Origin of the sequence: Chlorogloeopsis sp. ULAP01, assembly GCF_030381805.1 — a bacterium.
Classification (GTDB): Bacteria; Cyanobacteriota; Cyanobacteriia; order Cyanobacteriales; family Nostocaceae; genus Chlorogloeopsis.
Window position 1 is genome coordinate 26972 of the sequence record NZ_JAUDRH010000006.1, and the last position, 20787, is coordinate 47758.

Sequence of the window (20787 nt, forward strand, 5' to 3'; positions counted from 1 at the left end):
TGCCATTTTATATTTATTTTTGTCGAGCTACTTACCAAGTTTTATGAACTCATTGGAACTGAAACACCTACATTGGTTTTGATAGTTTGTTGTTGGGGCTATCTGTTGTCTTAGTCACTAAATAGCATACTTATACAAGAGCTAATTGGTTTCGCTGTTCCCAGCGTTGCCACATTTGGTTGTAAACTTCATTGACAACATTACTGGCGGCATAGGGTTGCGCAGCCCGTACACAAAATTCAGTTGGATAATTCTCTGGATGCAACAATACTTTGCGTAAACCATCTGCTATGCACTCTGGTGTGTGTTGTTCACAAACAACTCCAGTATTAGTGGTAAGGATTTTTGGTGTTTCACCGCATCTAGTTGTGACTACTGGTGTTCCACTAGCAAGGGCTTCAAGCGCCACTAAAGGTAAACCTTCATATGCACTGCTGAGAACAAAGACATGACTGATGCGATGCAACTGTGCTATTTCTGTTTGGGCAACCGCCCCAAGCATGGTTGCTTGAGTGGATAATCCTAAGCGATAGATTTCCGCGCGTAATTCTGTTGCTAACTCCCCATCACCCGCCAATAGTAAATGAACGTTGGCAAGATTCAATGCTGCAAACGCGCGTACCAACAAAATGGGATCTTTCTGTGGGTGCAGTCTGCCTGCGAACAGCACAAAACGTGTGTTCTTTGCCAAACCCAACCTAGATGCTAATTCCCATCTAGAAGCTTCTTTTTCCTCCCTACTCAATGGGTAGAAAATCTTGTCGTCAAATGAATTTTTGATGTAAGCTACACGTTCTGCTATTTTTGGATAGCGTTGTTGGTATAGTTCTATTGCTTCAGTGTTGCATGAGAGGATTTGGTTGAATTGTTCAAGTAAAAATTTTTCTAAGGCAAAATAGGCGGCGGGAAATCTTCGCCACAGTATTGCCTTCTTATCACCTCCAGCCTGCATCTGTGTCCGAATATCATTGTGAACAAATAGAGTTTTCTCCCCACGCCACTTCAAAGCAGCTAAAGTTGGTTCTAACCTATGAAAATGCATGAAATCTGAAGCAAAGCAACGCCCTAAAAGAGCTGTTGTATATTTCAAGGTAGTAGGTACAAAATGCCTGATATTATCGTTTTCTAACGCAAATAAAGGTAGAAAATTTATTGTCCGTCCTGCCAATTCTGCTTCTTGCCATTTACCTATTACTTGGTTGCGATCACCTCCGGTGGGCGCAACAGGGGCAAAGCCGGATGTTGTTCCTACAAGCCGTACTTCAAAATTACTAGGAGCGTACTTAACAAAATTTTTGATTAATGTTTGAATACCTCCAATAGTAGTGTTCCAAGGATTGAATTGGTAAAAGATTGTCAGAACAGGTTTACGCATGATATGCACCTGACACAATAACTGTGCAATTATGATGTTGTTTCTATTCCAAAAAAATTCAAGTAATCTTTGCTATTTATTTTTAGTTTTATAGTATTTATACTTAGGAATCTAAAGACTTGGTGGGAAGCCCTCAGAAAACGTATACAGCTATCTGTGCAACTAGCTTATGGCTTGTGAGTTAATTTCTTGTGAGCAACAAAATCAAGTTTCTTTCTACCTTAAACTTATATCCCACGCAGATGCAATCATTTAGACTCCTGTATTTTACTTATGAAATTTTTATTATGTTTCTATCAATCTAAAGAAATTAAGTATTTACTGAATTCCTCCTATAGTGGTATTCAGTATGTAATGTTGATATTCATAGCTAGTGTTCAAAATCATTAAAACTACCCATGAATAGTCATAGAAGTAGATAGCTCTAGTACCAACACTGAGCAAGCTTTCTACTTTAAAAAATATGTAAACAGAATTTTTATTATTTTTACATTGAAAACTTAATCACATCTTCACAAATCCTAGTATCTAGAAAATTAAATTTCACTTACTTCTAGCTAAACTTTACCAAAACTTTATATTTTTTATGTGTAAGTTCTTGAAATCATGGTACGCAGTATCCTGCATTACTAAAAATAGCTACAAAAGAGTAATAATTTATACTTTTATATTTTATAGTTTATGAAATTTTCATAAATTTTACTATGTCAAACTATTAAAAGTAGCTGCAATTTTATATACAAATAAGATACACATAAGATATGTAGATAATCAAAGTTAAACAGACTAAAAACTACTCTGAACTCTTCTCATCGCTCAAAATAACCTATAAATATTCTTTTTGGTCATCTTCTGACTTAGAGTAAATATTAAAAGTATTTAAGAGAAATCAACACACAGAGATTTAATTTTGCAACATTAAGAACTATCTAGTCCTAAATTCGTAATAATTAGGAATTGAGCAGATTTTTTCTTGATTACAAATGTAAATGGTATTTTTGATTACAAACTTTCAAGAAATACGAAGTAGAAGAGGCAGTGCTATCTGATCACCGCACTAACTCACTATATCCTGCACGAAAAGCTACTCTCCCTTGAAGTTACCCTGTAACTGATGCCAATTTAAAAAATGATTAAGGGCAGATGGATTCATGAAAACCCAACATAGAAGGAAATTTCCAACTTCATTATCCAAAACTTGTACTGAACTTATCGAAGTATCCAAAATGGTATGAGAGAGCATTCTGGCTCTGGTTTTCGTTACCAGGCTCAACCTGGTAACGAGGGTAGAATATCTAAAGTAAACCCACTGCTACTAATTACTGCCTTAATTTTCTTCATGATTAACTGAATAACGGCTATCAGAAGCAGGGCGTATGCCTGCATTACGTACATTCACAACTTTACTAAGTAAATCGAACCAAAAGGGCGCACCCATAGCAATAGCAATACCACTAACTACCCAGCCGGGAATTAAAGTTATGATTTTAATGATTGGGAATGCTTGTTTTAAATCACGTTTCCAGTGAATTTGCTGATTTAAATTGACATCAGTCCAACCAATAGGTAGGGCAATATCGGTTAAAACTCGATCAGCATCACTTTTTAATGCATCTAAATTAATAATTTGATTATTATTTCTGACAACGATTTCTCCAGCGCTATTAGTAATCGTATCTCGCAAAGCCGAGTCTTTTGATAGTCTGTTTACCATATGAAATGCATCAGCATTAGCAGCAGTAGCAATAGTCAAACCAATTAAAATTGCAACTCCTTTAGCATTGCGTTTATAGACACCAGAGGCTCGCTCCATAGAGCTATTAAATGTATTTTCAATTTCTATACGTAATGCATTTATTCCTTCTTCTGTTTTTTTTACTCTTACTTGAGCACGTTTTGCCAAAACCTCAAGGTTATCTATCACGGATGGTGGTAATGTTTGAATGACTTGTTGAATACCTTTAAACGTTTCGCTGTCTTTATCTTTAATTGATGCTTCAATCTCTTGATAAATAGCACTACTTCTTCTTACTGTTTCTATAACTTCATTAATATTAGGTCGTAATCCTCCTAAAGATATGGCTTGCTCAAGATCATTAAAAATATCTTTTCTTAAAAATTTTAGTCTTCGTAAAGTTTTGACACATAATTCACAATCAGGCATCTGCATCTGAAAAGTCTCTAAATATCTATCAAAGCTTTCTGCCATGCAATTTAGACTTGTATTCAAACTAGCTTTTTTTTGCTTAAAATTCTGAATATATTTGTCCCATTCTTCTTGAAGGTCTGCAAATCCATGACAAATATTATTAAAAAAATATGTCAAATCTTCATCAGTATTCACTTGTTCTTGTAAGACCAAGATAATATTTTTAATTTCGGATAGCCTTTCATTTTTAAACCGTTCTAACCTAGATTCAGTGAGCTTTTCTACTAAAAAAGGTATTTGTAATGTTTCGATAAGAGTAGTAGCAAAAATATCAGCAGGAATATAAGAGGGACCACTATGTTTGTCTTTGCCAAAAATACTTTCACTCTGACTCATCCCTGGTCTAGGTTTTCTTAAATAACGATACATAGAAGCAATTGCCCAAGTAATCTTGCGAGGTAGAGTTGCAAATAATCCTTTTGCTTCTTGATTAATATTTTTAATTAAAGGATTAGCATAAATTTGGTTAGCTAGTTGAATGACTTTAGCTTCTTCTGCATTTTTTACATTCCCAGCTAAAAGGATTTCAATTGATTTTTTTAGGTGTTCGGCACGCCATTGAAAAACAGTAGCAATCAGTTCCTGGATTTCTGAGGCTAATAAGCTTAAAATTAAATAGATAAAAATTAAACCAATAGCTACGTCTACAGTAAAAGGTAAATTCATTCCTTGTCTCGACAATTACGTGCAAATAAGTGGTAATTGATAATATTCATATCAGTTTATTCAATCAAAGCTTGTTAAATAAATTTAAAATATATGTCGATAACTATGTCAAAAAATATTATGATTAATTAGCAAAAATTGAATAAGTGTGCAAATTAAAACGGCATTAGAAAATTTTGTAAACAAAACTAGATTAAAGATAGACTGAAACTAACACAGGGCAATGATTTTACATTGATAGCAACAATAGAGGCTCGTAGGCGTCTGTTTGTAATCGAACCAGCAAGCAAAATAATTATCCTGAACTATGCAAGAAGGAAGCTTTACTTGGGGCAGTCTCGAAAAACAGTATCGGGCGCTTGACAAATGGATTGATTGGACATGGATAATGGTACTGCTTGTAGCCGCAGTATTAATTTTTACCATAAATCTTGATCAATTGCCACTGCGAGATTGGGATGAAGGTACTGTGGCGCAGGTTGCCCGCGAAATTTGGCGTGCTCCATTGGGTTCTATGCGTTGGCTTTACCCGACATTGGGAGGAGAGCCTTATCATAATAAGCCACCGTTGCTTCACTTGCTGATTGCTTGGGCTTACTCTGTTTGGGGTGTGCATGAGTGGACAACACGCTTGCCTGGAGCAATATTAACAGCTATTTCTGTGCCTTTACTGTACTGCATTGGTCGTGAAATTTTTCGCAGACGTTTTTGTGCAGTTTATAGCGCTTTGGTTTATCTGACAATGTTGCCAGTAGTTCGTCACGGGCGTTTAGCGATGTTGGATGGGGCTGCGGTATGTTTTTTTATACTGATGATGTTGTGTTTGTTACGATCGCGTCGTGACTTACGTTATTGCCTGGGTGTAGGTATCGGTTTTGGGTTGATTTGCCTGACTAAAGGGATGTTGGGCATATTACTGGGTGCTATAGCAGTTGCATTTTTGGTTTGGGATACACCACGACTGCTGACTAGCGGTTATATGTGGATCGGAATGCTGATTGGCATTATTCCGGTTGCTTTTTGGTATGGTTTCCAATGGTGGGAATACGGTCAAACTTTTACTAATGTCGGGATGCTCAATCAATCACTTAGCCGGATTTGGACATCTGTGGAAAAACATTCGGGGCCACCTTGGTACTATATATTAGAAATTTTGAAATATACATGGCCCTGGTTGCTATTTTTGCCCTCAAGCTGGCGATTATTCTGGGAAAATCGTAATCTCAGCTGGGCAAAGCTCGTACTGGTATGGATGGGAGTATATCTAGTTGCTATTTCTTTAATGGGAACTAAACTTCCTTGGTATGTGTTCCCAATTTATCCTAGTCTCGCTTTGGCAATCGGAGCTAAGTTAGGAGAAATTGAAAATACGCCTTTACTATCATCATATCCCCGTGCATGGGTAGTAAGTTTGGGAATTTTGGCGGTGGTGGCAACTGGTGGTAGCATCTATTACGGTTGGGGAGGCTCGCCAACTCCGGATTTACAACTCGTTTTTGCTACTGTTGCGATCACAATGGCTTTAGCAGCTATTTTGACACAGCGAGGTGACAGGCAGTTTTTGAAGGTTCTATTGTGGGGGAGTTATATTTCTCTGTTGTTGTTGATGAAATCTAACTACTGGGTTTGGGAATTAGGAGAACGCTATCCAGTCAAACCTGTTGCTGCTATGATTCAACAGCAAGTTCCTTCAGGCACAAAAATTTACACCTCTAATCCTGAACAGCGTCCATCACTAAATTTTTATAGCGATCGCACAATTATCTCTGCTTCTATTACACAACTAGAAGAATATTGGCAATACAATCAAACATCTTACTTCTTATTGGATGAAGCTGCTTTTAATACTCTTCATCTTGATTCTGTGAGGTTAATCGACCAAGCAGAGGGATGGAAGCTTGTAACTAAGGATACAATATAGATTGTGAGCCACCCCTACTAACTCCTATCCCCTAATCATAAATAACTAGTCACTTTGTATATTTTTTGATATACTGACACTGAAAACTGTGGAAGAGGATATAGATCCCAGGAGATGCACTCACTGGGATTTTTTTCCTTGTTCTGTGATTTCTTCGATTGGTAGTGGCAGCAAGTCATTGTTTGTGCTTTGCTGGTTTATGGCAATCATACCAAATACAACGGCGCTACCCACAATAAGAGCGACTATGGGGTGTTTGGGAATAACAAAATCTCGTATAATTCTAGCTAAGGGGCGGCTTTGACGACGCAGTGCTGATGAAATCGCGATTTGTTTAAAATTAAAGGGATCGCGAACGTAATGACCACTCTTACAAACTACTAGTCTTTCCTGACAATACGGACAGGTAAACAATCCTATGTATGATTGAACAGATTTGGTTGTAGAATGCTTTTGGCAAATCGGGCAAGTTACATAATGGTGGTCAAAAGTGTGTGTATTCATCTACTTTGTTTACTTAGTACACTTACTTGCTCTATAAAAAGCTATATTTTCTCTGTTTAACCCACGTGTAAATTTCCTAGCATGGGTGAAATTTAGCCAGGAATTACACACTTAAGATGATGCTATTATTTTTATATTAGTATAAACAGACTCATGACGATAAATCAGTATTTGTAGTGTGTGCTAATCCTGTTATAGAGCATTGACCATCGATTCTCTCATTTAAGCATCACCACTACACAAAATTTGAAGATTAGAAAATTTTTAACTAAAGCTTTTTTAGAAAAATACAAAACACAAAATTCAGCATTGCTCAAGCCATTATGACTATACACGAATCGCGGTATGAAGTTTGGCGCAATATTTCAGTAGATTCACCAAAACTTTATAATTAATACATCTTTCAGCGTCTATACAATCAATAATCTTGTAGATTCTAGCTATTGGCTTGCGGTTTATTTTCTCCAACTTATAAAAGGATGTTATGAATTTTTTTAGTGAATTATATATATAGTAGAAATAACTACATATTAAAGTTTTTGCTTGTCTACTGGCTAAATAATGCCTGACAATAAAAACTAAAGCATAAAATTTAAATTTTTTATTAGATTTACTCCTCATTCAATGACTCTCCTGCCTCCCACAGAACTCAGGAAGGTAAGTGAACAGGCTGCCTTTCCTTCTCCCGTTGTTTTAACCTATTTATTTAACCGTTTTCAACCATCTCAAGAAACAATTGTACTACTTCTGGCTGTACTCATCGGTGGAGGCAGTGGTATGGGTGTAGTTACATTTCACTATTTAATCGAGCTGATTCATCGCTTGATGTTAGAAAATTTGATGGGTGCGATCGGCGGCTGGGGTGCTTGGACTTTAGCCTGCATTCCCATCTTGGGAGGATTAATAGTTGGTTTGATGCGCTGGCGATCGCAAGATTTTGGCCCTGGATTATCATCTTTGATTGCGGCATCTCAAAAAGGAGAAATCAAAAGACAACTGCGCCCAGTCACAAAGATGATCGCAGCAGCAGTTTCTCTTGGTAGTGGTTCTTCTTTGGGGCCTGAAGGGCCTAGTGTAGAAATAGGTGCTAGCTTTGGCATGCTGCTGTCTGTGGTATTACAAGTATCGCGAGAACGCCAACGTTTGCTGTTGGGTGCTGGTGCTGCTGCTGGCTTGGCGGCTGGATTTAATGCCCCGATCGCAGGTGTGTTTTTTGCTCTAGAGGTGGTATTGGGGGCGACATCCTTTGCTACTTCGGCAGTGAGTGTGGTATTGCTGGCAGCAGTGGTAGCAGCATTAATTGCTCAAATTGGTTTGGGAGCGCAACCTGCTTTTACTTTACCTGTTTACCAAGTCCGTAGTCCTTTAGAATTGCCACTTTATCTGGGTTTGGGGTTGTGGGCAAGCCTAGTGTCTTTGACTTACACTCAATCAATTAGACTCCTCAAAGCCACCTTTGCCGGGAAAGTACCAGGTTTTGCTTGGTTTGGAAAAATACCGAAGCCAATTCATCCAATTATTGGCGGTGCGATCGTTGGTGCTGTGGCTTTGTACTTGCCACAAATTTTAGGGATTGGTTATGAAACAGTAGAGGCGATGCTTCAGGATGTGGAGTTTTCGCTGCAACTTTTGGTGGTGCTTTTATTTGCAAAACTGGCAATGACAGCCATTAGTGCTGGTAGTGGTTTTGTTGGTGGTTTATTTGCACCAGCGATGTTTTTAGGTGCTTCTTTGGGTTCTGCTTATGCAAAAATTTTAGCTACTTTAGCACCTATGATTAGCGATTTTATGGCTGCCCCTCCGGCGTATGCAATGGTGGGAATGGCAGCAGTACTAGCTGCAAGTGTAAGAGCACCATTAACGGCAATTTTATTATTATTTGAATTAACACGAGACTACCGCATTGTTTTACCACTCATGGCAGCAGTGGGTTTAAGTGTATGGCTAGTCGAGCGATTCAAACCTACTTCCAACTCTAATTCTAATCTTCAACAAATAGGTCTTTCGGAATTGAAAGACGAGCAAGCAGAAATTGTTCAGCAAATTATGGTTGGAGAAGCTATGCATCCTTGCCCAAAAAAGCTTTTGGCAACAATGCAGGTTATAGAAGCTGCTTTAGAAATGATCCGCGATCGCACTCGCAGTGCTTTAGTTATTAATGAAGCAGGGCAGCTAATTGGGATTGTGTCTTTAGAAGATATTAATCGCGTCCTTTCTGCTTGGCAAAATTACCCAGATTCAAATAGCGAAATTAAACGTAATTTATCCAATCAAACTCTCAAAGATATTTGTACCACTGATATTGTTTATGCTTGGCGAGATGAACCTTTATCGGAAGCTTTAGATCGCATGGCTGTGCGAGGTTTACATCAGCTACCAGTGATAGCACAAGACAATCCTGAACAAATTTTAGGTTTATTGGAACGGGAAGAAATTGCTTTGACATCCAAAGTGGCAGCTATACGCAGAACTCTTTGTCATTATCTACCAGTGGCAACGAAAACAATAGAGACGCGATGAATCGCGTCTGTACAATAGTCATCAGTTTAGGTAAGGACACGATAACATTCGTGTCCTTTTTTAGTCCTCTGACAAAGGAGAAATAACATAGACTTCATAAGCTAAAACCTCTCCCTCAGTCCTTGTCGTTACCCACATCTTTATAGATATCTCACTTCGTTGCTATCCCGCTAGAGAATCAATTCTCAAACCTAACAGCTAAGGTCTACTTTAAGTAGACTCGCAGCATATTTTCAGTCCTAGAAGTGAACTTGCGCTATTAGCCCGGTACTTCTGTTTTGGGCGGGATCATACGAGAGCACATCACTTTGACTATTACAATAGGTAATGGCAAACCCTCAATTTTGGGTGAGGACTGCCGAACTAATGCAAATGACAAATGACAACCGACTTTAAGCTACTGTTTCTAGAGCTTCGGCATCTTCTCTATCTTCTGTGTCTATCTGTCTCAGACGAATATGCTTTTTGCCCAAAGTGATGATAAACTCATCTCCGGGTTTGAGATTCATCTGTTTTGTATAAGCGGAACCTATTAACAAGTTACCGTTAGACTGGACACTAATTCTATAGCTAGCGCTGCGTCCTCCCCGACCATTTGCACTGGGAGCACTATCTAACTGAATACCCTCGGCATCAATTAGAGCATTCAAGAACTTCATCATATTGACACGCTCTATACCATTTTTGGTAACGGTATAGTAGCCGCACTGTTTAGCTTTTTCTTCCTTACTCAGGTTTTCTAGCTCTTTGACTTTTTTGAGCAGATCTTCACCAGTTAGGGGTTCAATTTTTTTCGCTTTAGCCATCAACTTAGATTAAAAATGAACGAACGATTTACAAAGTTTAGTCGATTTTATTTTAGCTGACCTTGAGGAAATAAGAAAACAATTCTTTAATTTTTTTATTTCAGCTACTGCCAAGTATATTACACAAACAGCAGAAAATTTTTGTACTCTTTACCAATCTTCCCTTAATAAACTAATATTCAAAGAATTTTACCCATGCTGATAACTATCTGTAGTTTGTGAAGAACTGCTACACTGTATTTGTTTAAGTTTCCTAAAGCGTAGAAGGTTGCCTATTCGCATTGATTTAATAATTGGCATACAGAATGATAAGTAAAACTGATCCTTGGTCATTGGTGATTAGTTACTAAGGGCAAATGACAAAGGATAAACAAAAAAGCTAACCAAAATGAAATTAACTACCAGAGGACACTACAGTGTAAAGGCTTTATTAGATTTGAGCTTGCAGCCGGAGTATGGCCCTGTTTCGGTGAGAGCGATCGCCTCACGGCAAAATATTCCTGCTGCTTACCTAGAAAAACTACTAATAGAAATGCGTCGTGCAGGATTGGTAAAATCAATTCGTGGTAGCATCGGCGGATACAAACTAGCACGAGATCCAGCACAAATTTCTTTAGGGGAAATTCTAGAAGCAGTTGGCGAAACTATTGAACCTCTACCCCATCATCAAGCTTCACGAGGACAAGCAGAAGATTGGGTAACATTTACTCTTTGGCAGAGGTTACACCAAAAGTTGAAAGAAGCATTATACAGTATTACTTTGGCAGACCTTTATTATGATGCTCGTAGTTGGCAAGCTTCCCTTGGGGAAGAAGCTAGTTTTGTGGTTTAGTCAATGTTAGGGACTGGGGACTAGGGACTAGTGATTAGGTACTAAAATCCCCACAGAAATTAAAGAAATGATATCTGTTATTGTTTTAATTCTTGCTGCTGGTTTAGATTACTTAATTGGCGATCCCTGGGGATGGCCTCATCCTGTAAGAGTAATGGGGTGGATAATTTCTCGCTTCAGCAAATTAGCTCTGATATATTGTCAAAATTCCCTAACACAACGTTTAGCCGGAATTGTGTTAGGCATCGTCTTAATAGTAGGTAGTGGCATTGCTGGCTACTTAATAATTCAAATTACCAGATGGTTGCATCCATTCTTAGGTATAGCGATAGAAAGCATTCTTTTAGCCAGCTGTTTTGCTCTTAAAAGTTTAAGGGTAGCGGCTCAAACAGTTTTGCAACCTTTAACATTAGGTAAAATTCAAGATGCTCGCTCTAGTTTAAGTAATTACGTTGGTAGAGATACAAAAAATCTGACAGAATCAGAAATATTGCGAGCTATTTTAGAAACAGTTACAGAAAATGCGATCGATGGGGTAATGGCTCCTCTTTTTTATACGATTATTGGTGCATTTGTGCCAGTAGTGGGTTCAGTACCTTTGGTTTTGGCATACAAAGCCAGCAGCACTCTAGATTCAATGGTGGGTTATCGCCAGGCACCCTATACTTATTTGGGTTGGTTTAGTGCGCGCTTGGAAGATGGCTTGACTTGGCTTCCCTGTCGGCTAGCAGTAATAACTTTAGCGCTGCTGTCTGGTAAACCCTTGCACGTTATTAAAATTTGTCGCCGTGATGCACCTCAAGATCCTAGTCCTAATTCTGGTTGGAGTGAGTGTGTCTATGCAGCAATTTTGGGCGTACAAGTAGGAGGTACGAATTGGTATGGTGGCGTAGCCAAGCATAAACCATTGTTGGGAGATGATATTCATGCGATCGCACCTATTTTTATAAATAAAGCTTTACAACTAACTAGATATTGTTTTTTGCTGTGGTTAGGGGTAAGTATTCTATTGCTAATCTTTTTAAAAAGGTAATTATGGAGATAGGGAACAGGGAATAGGGAACAGGGAACAGTGAAAGAAAAAGGTAACTGATAACTGACACCCACTTCCCAGTTAAGTTAATCAGGGAGATATGGGTAAATGAATATTTCTACCAATGCAAAAGTGGTTGAGATTCTCTCATCTGAAGAACTTCGTCGTACTGTCAATCGTGTTGCATCTCAAATTGTGGAGAGGACACGGGATTTGTCGCAATTGGTATTAATTGGTATATATACTAGGGGAGTGCCTTTGGCACAATTGCTAGCGCGTCAAATTGAGGCACTAGAAGGTGTATCTGTGGCAGTGGGAGCATTGGATATTACATTCTATCGAGACGATCTCGATCAAATTGGCTTGCGCACTCCTGCTAAAACTGATATCCCTTTTGATTTAACAGATAAAACTGTTGTGCTTGTCGATGATGTTATATACAAAGGACGAACTGTTCGCGCTGCATTAAATGCTGTAAATGAATATGGTAGACCAGAAGTAATTCGTTTAGCTGTATTAGTAGATAGGGGGCATCGGGAATTACCTATTCATCCAGATTTTATTGGCAAGCAATTGCCTACTGCCAAAGAAGAGATTATCAAGGTTTACTTCCAAGATACCGATGGACGAGATGCGGTGGAGTTGATTGGGGATTAATTTTTAGTAATGGATTAATTCTGCGTAGTGCATCATGATAGCGTAAAAAAAATTTCTTTGTGCATCGGAATCTATTTAGGATATTTTTCAGTAGTCAGGTGTTGTGTATTTAATTTACAGATTAAATTTGCATATTTGGGGCGGGCAAGATGCTCATCCCACAAGAATTAAATTAACTTAATCTAATATATAGTGTACAAATTATAGAATTTTCAGTCGTTCGAGGTTGTATCAGTTAAAATCTCATATAAATTAGTCATCTGCTGAAGCGTAAATCAATCTTGTGTCCGCTATTGTTCGGGAAATTCTGAAATTCTACACAGATCGCAAGGACTTTATTGACAATCTACTTTCAGGTGGGTTGCCTGCGATTTTACCAGCAGCGATCGCTTTCTTGTGGTGGTTAAGATGGCGACACCGCCAACGGCGTATTCCCCCGTCAATTTTCCCCTTTGAGGTAATTAAATCTCAAACTCAAGACTTGAAAAAGCGGATTCTGGGTGGAGAAGACAACGATCCTTTGGCAGATCGCAACATTGCCTACCAACAACGAGTAGCTAATCGCAACATTCGCCGAGAACTACAACAACTGCTAGAAGAACATCGCTGGGTGTTAATTTTAGGACGCACCGGATTGGGGAAAACACGGGAAGCCACAGAACTGGTAAATCATCTCAACCAACAAGGCTGGATGGTACTTTATCTTAAACCCAATGAATGGCTGGATATTCCGGCGCGGATGCCTACAGAAATTGGTACAGATCGCAAATTGCTGTTTTTCTTCGACGATCTCAATCAGAAAATGTATCGCAGCCGCGAGGAGATATCGCCAGAAGCCGAGAAAAGCCCGGTGGAAAAGTTTAACGTGCCGTTGCAAGAAAGACTGCTGGAAGCGTTGGAACGATACGAACAATTCTGCGGAAAAGAGGAAGTGCGGGTAATTGCCACAGCGCGGAATGAAAAACAGTCTAACTTTCCGGGAGAAACTAGCCCTTGGGAAAAATTGCAATGGGAAAAATATCCGAAGTTGTGGCAGCGATTTACAATTTATGAATTGCCTCAACCGGAAGATGATGCGATTATTGGGGCGTTAGCAGCAACTGTCACCGAAGCTAAAATTGCTGCCGATCCGCAACAGTATCCCGAATTGGCAAGGCGCAACGATGCCACTTTTAGAAATGTGGTAGAGAATCTGCGACGGCTCAAAAACGATGGCTTATCTTTAAACCCCAACACCTACCGCGAAAGTTTGGGAAAGACTTGAGAAAGGCGCTACCAAGAGGCGGTGACGAGATATGCGATCTGCCGTTGTATTTATGATGCAGTTGACTTGTTGCAACAATTTGACATCCCACTCTCTCGCTTGACGGTGGAAGCAACTGCACTGATGTTGACAGGTGGGAATTTTTAGCAGCAGTTGCGGTATCGTTGGCAAATTCGCCGAGCTACCAATTTTTTAATTCACGCCGAACGCATCCTCACACCCCGCGATGGGCAAATTGAGGCAAAGGGTAGGCAAGTAGAAATTGGGAAATATATCCGCCCCTTACTTCGCTTGATGCTGAAACTGGCAAATCGATATCCTGAGGAAATGCATGCTTCACTGTTTAATTTTGGTTATCAAATGGCGCTTTTAGAGCGTTATAAGGAAGCAATTGACTGCTGGAATAAAGCGATAGAAATCAAATCAAATGATGAAAATACCTTGTATAACCGAGGTTTGGCACTGGCGAATTTGGGAAAATTTGAAGAAGCAGTTGCATCCTTTGACAAAGCGATTGAATTTAAACCCGACTTACACCAAGCTTGGTACAACCGCGGCGTTGCACTGGGTAATTTGGAAAGATTTGAAGAAGAGATTGCATCCTACGACAAAGCGATTGAATTCAAAGGCGACTTACACCAAGCTTGGTACAACCGGGGTACTGCGCTGACTAATTTGGGAAGATTAGAAGAAGCGATCGCATCCTACGACAAAGCAATTGAATTTAAAGTTGACGATCACGAAGCTTGGAACAACCGGGGCATTGCACTGGGTAATTTGGGAAGATTAGAAGAAGCGATCGCATCCTACGATAAAGCGATTGAATTTAAAGTTGACGATCACGAAGCTTGGTACAACAAAGCTTGTTGCTATGTTTTGCAGGGTAACGTTGAATTAGCACTTGAAAATTTACAGCAAGCCATCAATCTCAATCCCGAAGAATGTCGAGAATGGGCAATAACTGATTCTGATTTTGACAGCATTCGGCAAGATGAGCGGTTTCAGGCTTTGATTATTAGTGGGTAGAGATGCGATTAATCGCGTCTGTACAATTATCCATAAGTTGTCACAACGAACGCATAAGCTGTGGTTACCACACCAAACCTGTGGTTAGGAATGCATAAGCTGTGGTTACCACACTAAATGCTGTGGTTAGGAACGCATAAGCTGTGGTTACCACACTAAATGCTGTGGTTAGGAACGCATAAGCTGTGGTTACCACACTAAATGCTGTGGTTAGGAATGCAGAATGCTTGCTAATTTAATTTACCGCACAATCGGGCTGGCGTGATGATGTACTAAATACCACTTACCACCGAGAAGCTCGAACACATTTGTAGCGAGCGATCGCGCTTCCATTTTTCTGCCATTAATGACTTGCATAACATTTTCGAGCAACACAATATAGGCAACATTTTCACGTACTTCTGTGGCAATTATGTCTCTATTAATTTCTATGTATGGGGTATTTCTAAATATCTTTTCCCAGGAGCTGCGGATTTCTTTCCAGCCTTTGAGTATATTCCAGCCAGGATGAACGCAAAGGCTAGCAGTACCTTGAGACCATACTACACTCATAGCCTCAATATCTTTTTTTTCAAATGCTCGGTAAAAAGCATCATTAACGGCTAAAACTTCAGATGTGTTTGTCATTTGTTAATTACTAATGGTTAATTGATAGTAATTAGTATTTACATTTTTTCCTGTTCCCTGTTCCCTATCCTTCTGCCTCATGCCTCCAGCATAGCTGCCTTATTTTCATTTTCCATTTTTAACTGCGCCAATTGTTTGCAATAACTGCTTTGCGGTGTAGGGTTTAGATAGAAAGGCTTTGACGCCAATATCGGTTGCGGCGTTAACTTTCTCGGCAGAAGCAAGCCCGCTAACAGCAATTACTTTGACATTAGGATTAATTTTTTGTAGGGTGCGGATTGTAGTTAACCCATCCATTGAGGGCATAAGCATATCTGTTAAGACTACAGATATCTCATTTTGATGTTCTGCGTAAAGGGCGATGGCTTCAATGCCATCACTAGCTGTAATTGCTTTATAGTTATAGGTTTCTAGGGAAGTTTTGGTAATATCGCGAATTGAATCCTCATCGTCAACCACCAAAATCAACTCGCCGTTTCCAGCAGGTAACTCTACCTCTTGTTCTTCTTTTATTTCTGGTGTCTGTTGTGCTGGCAGAAACACTTTAAATTCGCTGCCTTTACCTATTTCGCTGTAAACACTGATAAAACCACCGTGACTTTTGATAATTCCCAATACCGTAGAAAGACCGAGTCCGGTGCCTTTGCCTAGCTCTTTGGTAGTAAAAAATGGTTCAAAAATGCGATCCAATATTTCCAGTGCAATTCCAACTCCCGTATCGGTAACAGCGATCGCTACATAGGCACCGCTTCGTGCATCTATATGCATTCTGGCATAATTGGCATCAACTAAAAAATTCTCGGCTGTAATTTTCAATTTACCGCCGTTGGGCATGGCATCACGGGCATTAACACACAAATTCATTAGTACCTGATGCAGTTGAGTTGGATCGCCAAATACAGTCCAAAGGTTTGGCGATATTTGGGTGGAAACTTCAATAGATTTGGGAAATGTTTCTTTAATGATTTGTTGAATTTCTCTAATCAAGTGCTTTAATTGCACCAAGGTGCGATCGCCTTCCATACCACGAGTGAAAGAAAGCACCTGTTTGACTAAGTTTGCCCCCCTTTTTGCATTGTTGATTAATATGGGCAAAAGTCGCTGGCTACGCTCATCATTTAGTTGCGATTCTAACAGTTGCGCTGTCATCAGAATGGGAGCAAGAACGTTGTTGAGATCATGAGCGATGCCGCTTGCTAGTGTACCTATACTCTCTAATCGCTGGGCGCGTAAAAATTGTGCTTCCAGTTGTTTTTTTTGTGTTATGTCAGTATTTACAATTAATATAGATTGTGTTTTGCGCTCAAATTTTTTAACTAGAGTCCAACGACTTTCGACAGTAACTTCTTTTCCAGATTTTGTTATTTGTTGTAGTTCACCCTCCCAAGATCCATGTTTCATCATTGTGGAGAGTGCTTCTTGCAATTGCGATAAATTTTTTTCTTGCCAAATTTCTGATACTTTTTTGCCGATCGCTTCTTCTTTTCGCCAATCATAAAGGCGTTCGGCGGCCTTATTCCAATATAAAATTTGATTATCTAAATCCTGAACAAAAATTGCGTCAGTCGCAACATCCAACAAAGCTGCTTGTTCACGAATTTTATGTTCTGTTTGTTTGCGTTCTAGAGCATAGCGGATAGAACGTTCTAGCAAGGGGGCAGTCAACTGACTTTTTTCTAAATAATCTGCTGCTCCTGCTTTCATTGCCTCAACGTCTATTTCTCGGTCTCCTTTACCAGTGAGTAAAATGAGGGGAGCGCTACAGCCATTTGTCACAGCTTCGCGCAACAATTCCAGCCCATTACCTTCACCCAAGCGGTAATCAACAAGATAGACATCATGTTGTCGAGAAGCAATTTTATCTCTTGCAGCGTGATAGCTACCCACCCATTCTAACTCGCACTCCACTACTTGGAATTCTCCAAACCAATCACGAGTTAAAATATAGTCATCTTCATCATCATCAATTAGAAGAACTTGGATGGGGCTGTTTGTCATATCTGCCTCCCACCGCTCATAGCGGCAGTTCTACGATTTCAAACCAGTATTTTCCTATGGTTTTCATTACTTCAACTAAAGCTGCAAACGTGACAGGTTTAATAATAAACGAGTTTGCTCCCAAATCATAGGTACGATAAATATCTTCCTCTGCTTTTGAGGTTGTGAGTACCACAACAGGGATTTGCCTTAGTTCTGGATCATCTTTAATTTCTCTAAGTGCCTCACGACCATCTTTTTTAGGCATATTTAAATCTAGCAAAATTAAAGCAGGACGGGGTGATATATGGGAATTAGCATATTGACCGCGTCGATGCAAATAATCCATTAATTCCTCTCCATCTCTAACGATGTATAGGTCATTTGCCAGACGACTTTCGGTCAAAGCTTCGCGAGCTAACATACAGTCATCCTCATCATCATCGGCCATTAAAATAGTGACAGTTGTTTGCCGACCCTTCACTCTGCATTTTCTCCTTTTTACTATTCATATAATTAATTTATTCTTAAATTGCAACAAATCTCAGATCACAATAGTAAATAATTAGCTAGTTCTATTGTTACCATATTGTTACCATAAGTTATAAAAGCAAAAAAAAGTAATTTTTGCTAGGATGGGCAGTGCTTAACTTTCCTGAAACCCTTGTTTGTTAAGTTGTGAAGACTGCCAACTTGACGCTGCTCAACAACAGTGTAAGCTCTCATTTAAAACGAAGGATTCATCGGTAAGGTAACAATAAATTTTGCTCCTTGCCCACGTATGCTCTCGGCTGTAATACTACCCTGGTGACGTTCAACGATTTTTCGACAGATTGCTAAACCGATGCCAGTGCCTTCATATTCACTACGCCCGTGCAGCCGTTGAAAAACATTAAAGATGCGATCTAAATACTTTTCGTCAAAACCGATGCCATTGTCCTCGACAATAATTTGGCACTGTTCTGTACCAATGGCGATTGGATCTAAAGGAGTTAGTAAAATCTGACTATAAATTTTGACAATTGGTGGTTGTTCGGGGCTATGAAACTTCAAGGCATTGATAATCAGATTTTGTAACAATTGCCGCATTTGCAAGGGATCGGCTTTGAGGATAGGTAACTCACCTACTTCCACCTTTGCTTGTTCTTGCTGGATAGTTATTTCTAAATCAGATAATACTTCTTGAGTAATTTGGTAGAGATTCACTGCGACAAAAGGCTGTGCTCTGGTAGTGACTCGCGAAAGAGCCAGCAAGTCTTCAATTAAAGTTTGCATCCGCCGAGTTGCATTCTGCATACGTTCGAGGTAGTCAAGCGCCTGGGCAGATAAAGAATCGCTGGCAATTAATTTGAGGCGATCGCCAAATGTTTTAATTTTACGGAGTGGTTCTTGCAAATCGTGGGAGGCGACAAAGGCAAACTCTTGGAGTTCGTCATTGGAGCGGGCAAGTTCTTGTCGCTGGCGAGTTTCTTGTTCTAAAAGTTTGGCTTGGGCTAGGGCAATACCAATTTGGTTCGCTAATTGTAACAACAGTTCAGTTTCTGACTCGTTCCAGTCGCGAGGATGGGCGCACTGATGGGCAATTAATAGCCCCCACAGTTTGGTGTGTTGGAGAATCGGCACAACTAGGTTAGCCTTCACAGCTATTTTTTCTAGAAATTCTGCATAGCAAGGTTCAACTTTATCTTCTTGGGCATTGTTGATTGTACCAACTCTACCCTTGCGGTATTTTTCAATGTATCCTTCGTTAAAACAAGGATCGATGATGTTTTGTCCTAGAGTTACAGGAAAACCGGGAACAACTTCTTCTTTAACTACAGTTCCCGAACCATCAGATAGCATTTTAAATATTAATACTCGGTCAGCCTGCAATAGCTTTTGCACTTCTGTGACACTGGTTTGGAGAATTTCATCAATTTGCAAAGACTGGCGAATTTTGAGAGTGACATCAGCAAATAAGCGCGATCGCATATTTTGGCGTTCTAGTTCTTCTTGGGTACGCTTGCGATCGCTAATATCCATCATTGCCCCAATCATCCGCACTGGTTTGCCCATACTATCGCGAACCGCATAAGCGCGATCAAAAATATAGGCATAGGAACCATCAGCACGGCGAAAACGGTATTCATTCGACCAAAAATGTTGCCCACTTTGAATTAGATTACCAATGTCAGCAATAATTCTGGTTCTATCTTCTGGGTGTATGCGTTCGTGCCACCAAGCCGGATCAGGACTAACTTGCTCTGGGAAGTAACCATAAAGTGTATGTACATTATTATTCCACCAAAGTTGGTTTGTGACTAAATTCCAGTCCCAAACAACATCGTTGGTAGCACGGGCAAGAATCTGGAAACGCTCTTCACTCTGATGCAAATTTTCTTCAGAGTGCTTGCGCTTAGTAATGTCCATATCTATGCCTAAAATCTGCACTGCTTTGCCAGAAGTGTCACGAAAAACGACTCCCTTTTTCACTAGCCAGCGAATGTTATTGTCAGGCAAAACAACACGAAACTCTACTTCACATTCTGCTCCCGTTTCAATTGCTTTGTGGAATGAGTTGTGAACGCGATCGCGATCTTCAGGATGAATATAGCTCAGGAAAGTTTCATAACTTTTGTTAGCCGTGGCTGCTTCTAAACCAAACAAAGTTCTCAAATTTTCTGAGAAACTAACTTTATTGGCGAGGAGATCCCATTTCCAAGTACCCATCTGGGCAGCTTCTAATGCCATGCGCAGTTGCATTTCTTGCATTTGTGCCTGTTCGGTTTGCTCTCGCAAGGCTTGCATCACTTGACTTGCTGCCACCAGACGACGCACTCGCTGACGTAATATTGGCCAATGGATCGGTTTGGTAATAAAATCTGTGGCACCAGCTGCAAAAGCCCGTTCTACTGATGCTTCATCATAAAGAGCTGTAATCATTAAAACAGGAGTGCGATCGCCTCCAGGAAGTCTTCGTAGTTGCTCGCAACAACTAAACCCATCCACACCCGGCATAATAGCATCTAGTAGTACTAAATCTGGTTGTAGTTGGGCAAAGGTAGTTAGTGCGTCCTCTGCGTTGCTTGCCTGTGCTGCCCTATACCCTGCGGCTTCCAATAGTTCGCGCAGTTGCGCCTGCATCAAATGATCGTCATCAACGATCAAAATTAAATTACTCATGTGTTATTAGTCATTAGTTATTAGTCATTGGTAAGGGGCAGATTTTAACAATAACTATCTAGAATTACGAAATATCCAAATCAACCAGCCCATACTAGCCTTGGCTAAAATGCCTAAATAAGAGGACACGGAGACACGGGGAAATATGAATGACGTTCTTTCTCCTTATCTCCTTATCTTCCCTTCTGTTTGTCCTTCCTTCTGCCAT

The 20787-nt window shown here is 39.8% G+C and carries 16 protein-coding genes; 8 read left to right on the forward strand and 8 right to left on the reverse strand.

Annotation, left to right across the window (positions count from 1 at the left end; translation table 11 throughout):
• Nucleotides 1-130: 130 nt before the first annotated feature.
• Both QUB80_RS12935 and QUB80_RS12940 read right to left on the reverse strand, forming a co-directional pair.
• Complete coding sequence (locus QUB80_RS12935; RefSeq protein WP_289789918.1) at nt 131-1375, reverse strand: glycosyltransferase family 4 protein; 1245 nt, start codon at nt 1373-1375, stop codon at nt 131-133.
• 1327 nt (nt 1376-2702) lie between these two features.
• Nucleotides 2703-4250, reverse strand: a complete 1548-nt coding sequence (locus QUB80_RS12940; RefSeq protein WP_289789919.1) for a hypothetical protein — start codon at nt 4248-4250, stop codon at nt 2703-2705.
• Nucleotides 4251-4557: 307 nt separating this feature from the next.
• Between QUB80_RS12940 and QUB80_RS12945 the strand changes: the two genes are divergently transcribed.
• Nucleotides 4558-6171 (forward strand): ArnT family glycosyltransferase, encoded by a 1614-nt coding sequence (locus QUB80_RS12945; RefSeq protein WP_289789920.1) that lies wholly within the window; start codon nt 4558-4560, stop codon nt 6169-6171.
• A 120-nt stretch (nt 6172-6291) separates the two neighbouring features.
• Here QUB80_RS12945 and QUB80_RS12950 read toward each other — a convergent pair whose 3' ends face one another.
• The gene (locus QUB80_RS12950) at nt 6292-6675 is read right to left on the reverse strand and encodes a hypothetical protein (RefSeq protein WP_289789921.1); all 384 of its coding nucleotides are present in this window, start codon (nt 6673-6675) and stop codon (nt 6292-6294) included.
• Between the two features lie 624 nt (nt 6676-7299).
• Between QUB80_RS12950 and QUB80_RS12955 the strand changes: the two genes are divergently transcribed.
• A complete protein-coding gene (locus tag QUB80_RS12955; RefSeq protein WP_289789922.1) occupies nt 7300-9195 on the forward strand; it encodes a chloride channel protein in 1896 nt (631 codons plus the stop codon).
• A 392-nt stretch (nt 9196-9587) separates the two neighbouring features.
• On the opposite strand, the gene QUB80_RS12960 is transcribed toward QUB80_RS12955, so the two are convergent.
• Nucleotides 9588-10001 (reverse strand): AbrB family transcriptional regulator, encoded by a 414-nt coding sequence (locus QUB80_RS12960; protein WP_289789923.1) that lies wholly within the window; start codon nt 9999-10001, stop codon nt 9588-9590.
• A 388-nt stretch (nt 10002-10389) separates the two neighbouring features.
• Between QUB80_RS12960 and QUB80_RS12965 the strand changes: the two genes are divergently transcribed.
• From QUB80_RS12965 to QUB80_RS12990, 6 genes are all read left to right on the forward strand, one after another.
• Nucleotides 10390-10833, forward strand: coding sequence for an Rrf2 family transcriptional regulator (locus tag QUB80_RS12965; RefSeq protein ID WP_289789924.1), 444 nt, complete (start codon nt 10390-10392; stop codon nt 10831-10833).
• 67 nt (nt 10834-10900) lie between these two features.
• Nucleotides 10901-11866 (forward strand): adenosylcobinamide-phosphate synthase CbiB, encoded by a 966-nt coding sequence (gene cbiB / locus QUB80_RS12970; protein ID WP_289789925.1) that lies wholly within the window; start codon nt 10901-10903, stop codon nt 11864-11866.
• A gap of 114 nt (nt 11867-11980) precedes the next feature.
• A complete protein-coding gene (gene pyrR, locus QUB80_RS12975; protein WP_289790264.1) occupies nt 11981-12523 on the forward strand; it encodes a bifunctional pyr operon transcriptional regulator/uracil phosphoribosyltransferase PyrR in 543 nt (180 codons plus the stop codon).
• Nucleotides 12524-12806: 283 nt separating this feature from the next.
• Nucleotides 12807-13787: an nSTAND3 domain-containing NTPase gene (locus QUB80_RS12980; RefSeq protein ID WP_289789926.1), complete on the forward strand. Its 981-nt coding sequence runs from the start codon at nt 12807-12809 to the stop codon at nt 13785-13787.
• 21 nt (nt 13788-13808) lie between these two features.
• Entirely contained in the window at nt 13809-13934 is a 126-nt protein-coding gene (locus QUB80_RS12985; protein ID WP_289789927.1) for a hypothetical protein, read from the forward strand.
• A 6-nt stretch (nt 13935-13940) separates the two neighbouring features.
• A complete protein-coding gene (locus tag QUB80_RS12990) occupies nt 13941-14813 on the forward strand; it encodes a tetratricopeptide repeat protein (RefSeq protein WP_289789928.1) in 873 nt (290 codons plus the stop codon).
• 240 nt (nt 14814-15053) lie between these two features.
• Here QUB80_RS12990 and QUB80_RS12995 read toward each other — a convergent pair whose 3' ends face one another.
• From QUB80_RS12995 to QUB80_RS13010, 4 genes are all read right to left on the reverse strand, one after another.
• Nucleotides 15054-15440: a nuclear transport factor 2 family protein gene (locus QUB80_RS12995; protein WP_289789929.1), complete on the reverse strand. Its 387-nt coding sequence runs from the start codon at nt 15438-15440 to the stop codon at nt 15054-15056.
• A gap of 105 nt (nt 15441-15545) precedes the next feature.
• The gene (locus tag QUB80_RS13000; RefSeq protein WP_289789930.1) at nt 15546-17438 is read right to left on the reverse strand and encodes a hybrid sensor histidine kinase/response regulator; all 1893 of its coding nucleotides are present in this window, start codon (nt 17436-17438) and stop codon (nt 15546-15548) included.
• Between the two features lie 16 nt (nt 17439-17454).
• Complete coding sequence (locus tag QUB80_RS13005; protein WP_289789931.1) at nt 17455-17901, reverse strand: response regulator; 447 nt, start codon at nt 17899-17901, stop codon at nt 17455-17457.
• 242 nt (nt 17902-18143) lie between these two features.
• A complete protein-coding gene (locus QUB80_RS13010) occupies nt 18144-20579 on the reverse strand; it encodes a PAS domain-containing protein (RefSeq protein ID WP_289789932.1) in 2436 nt (811 codons plus the stop codon).
• Nucleotides 20580-20787 lie beyond the last annotated feature (208 nt).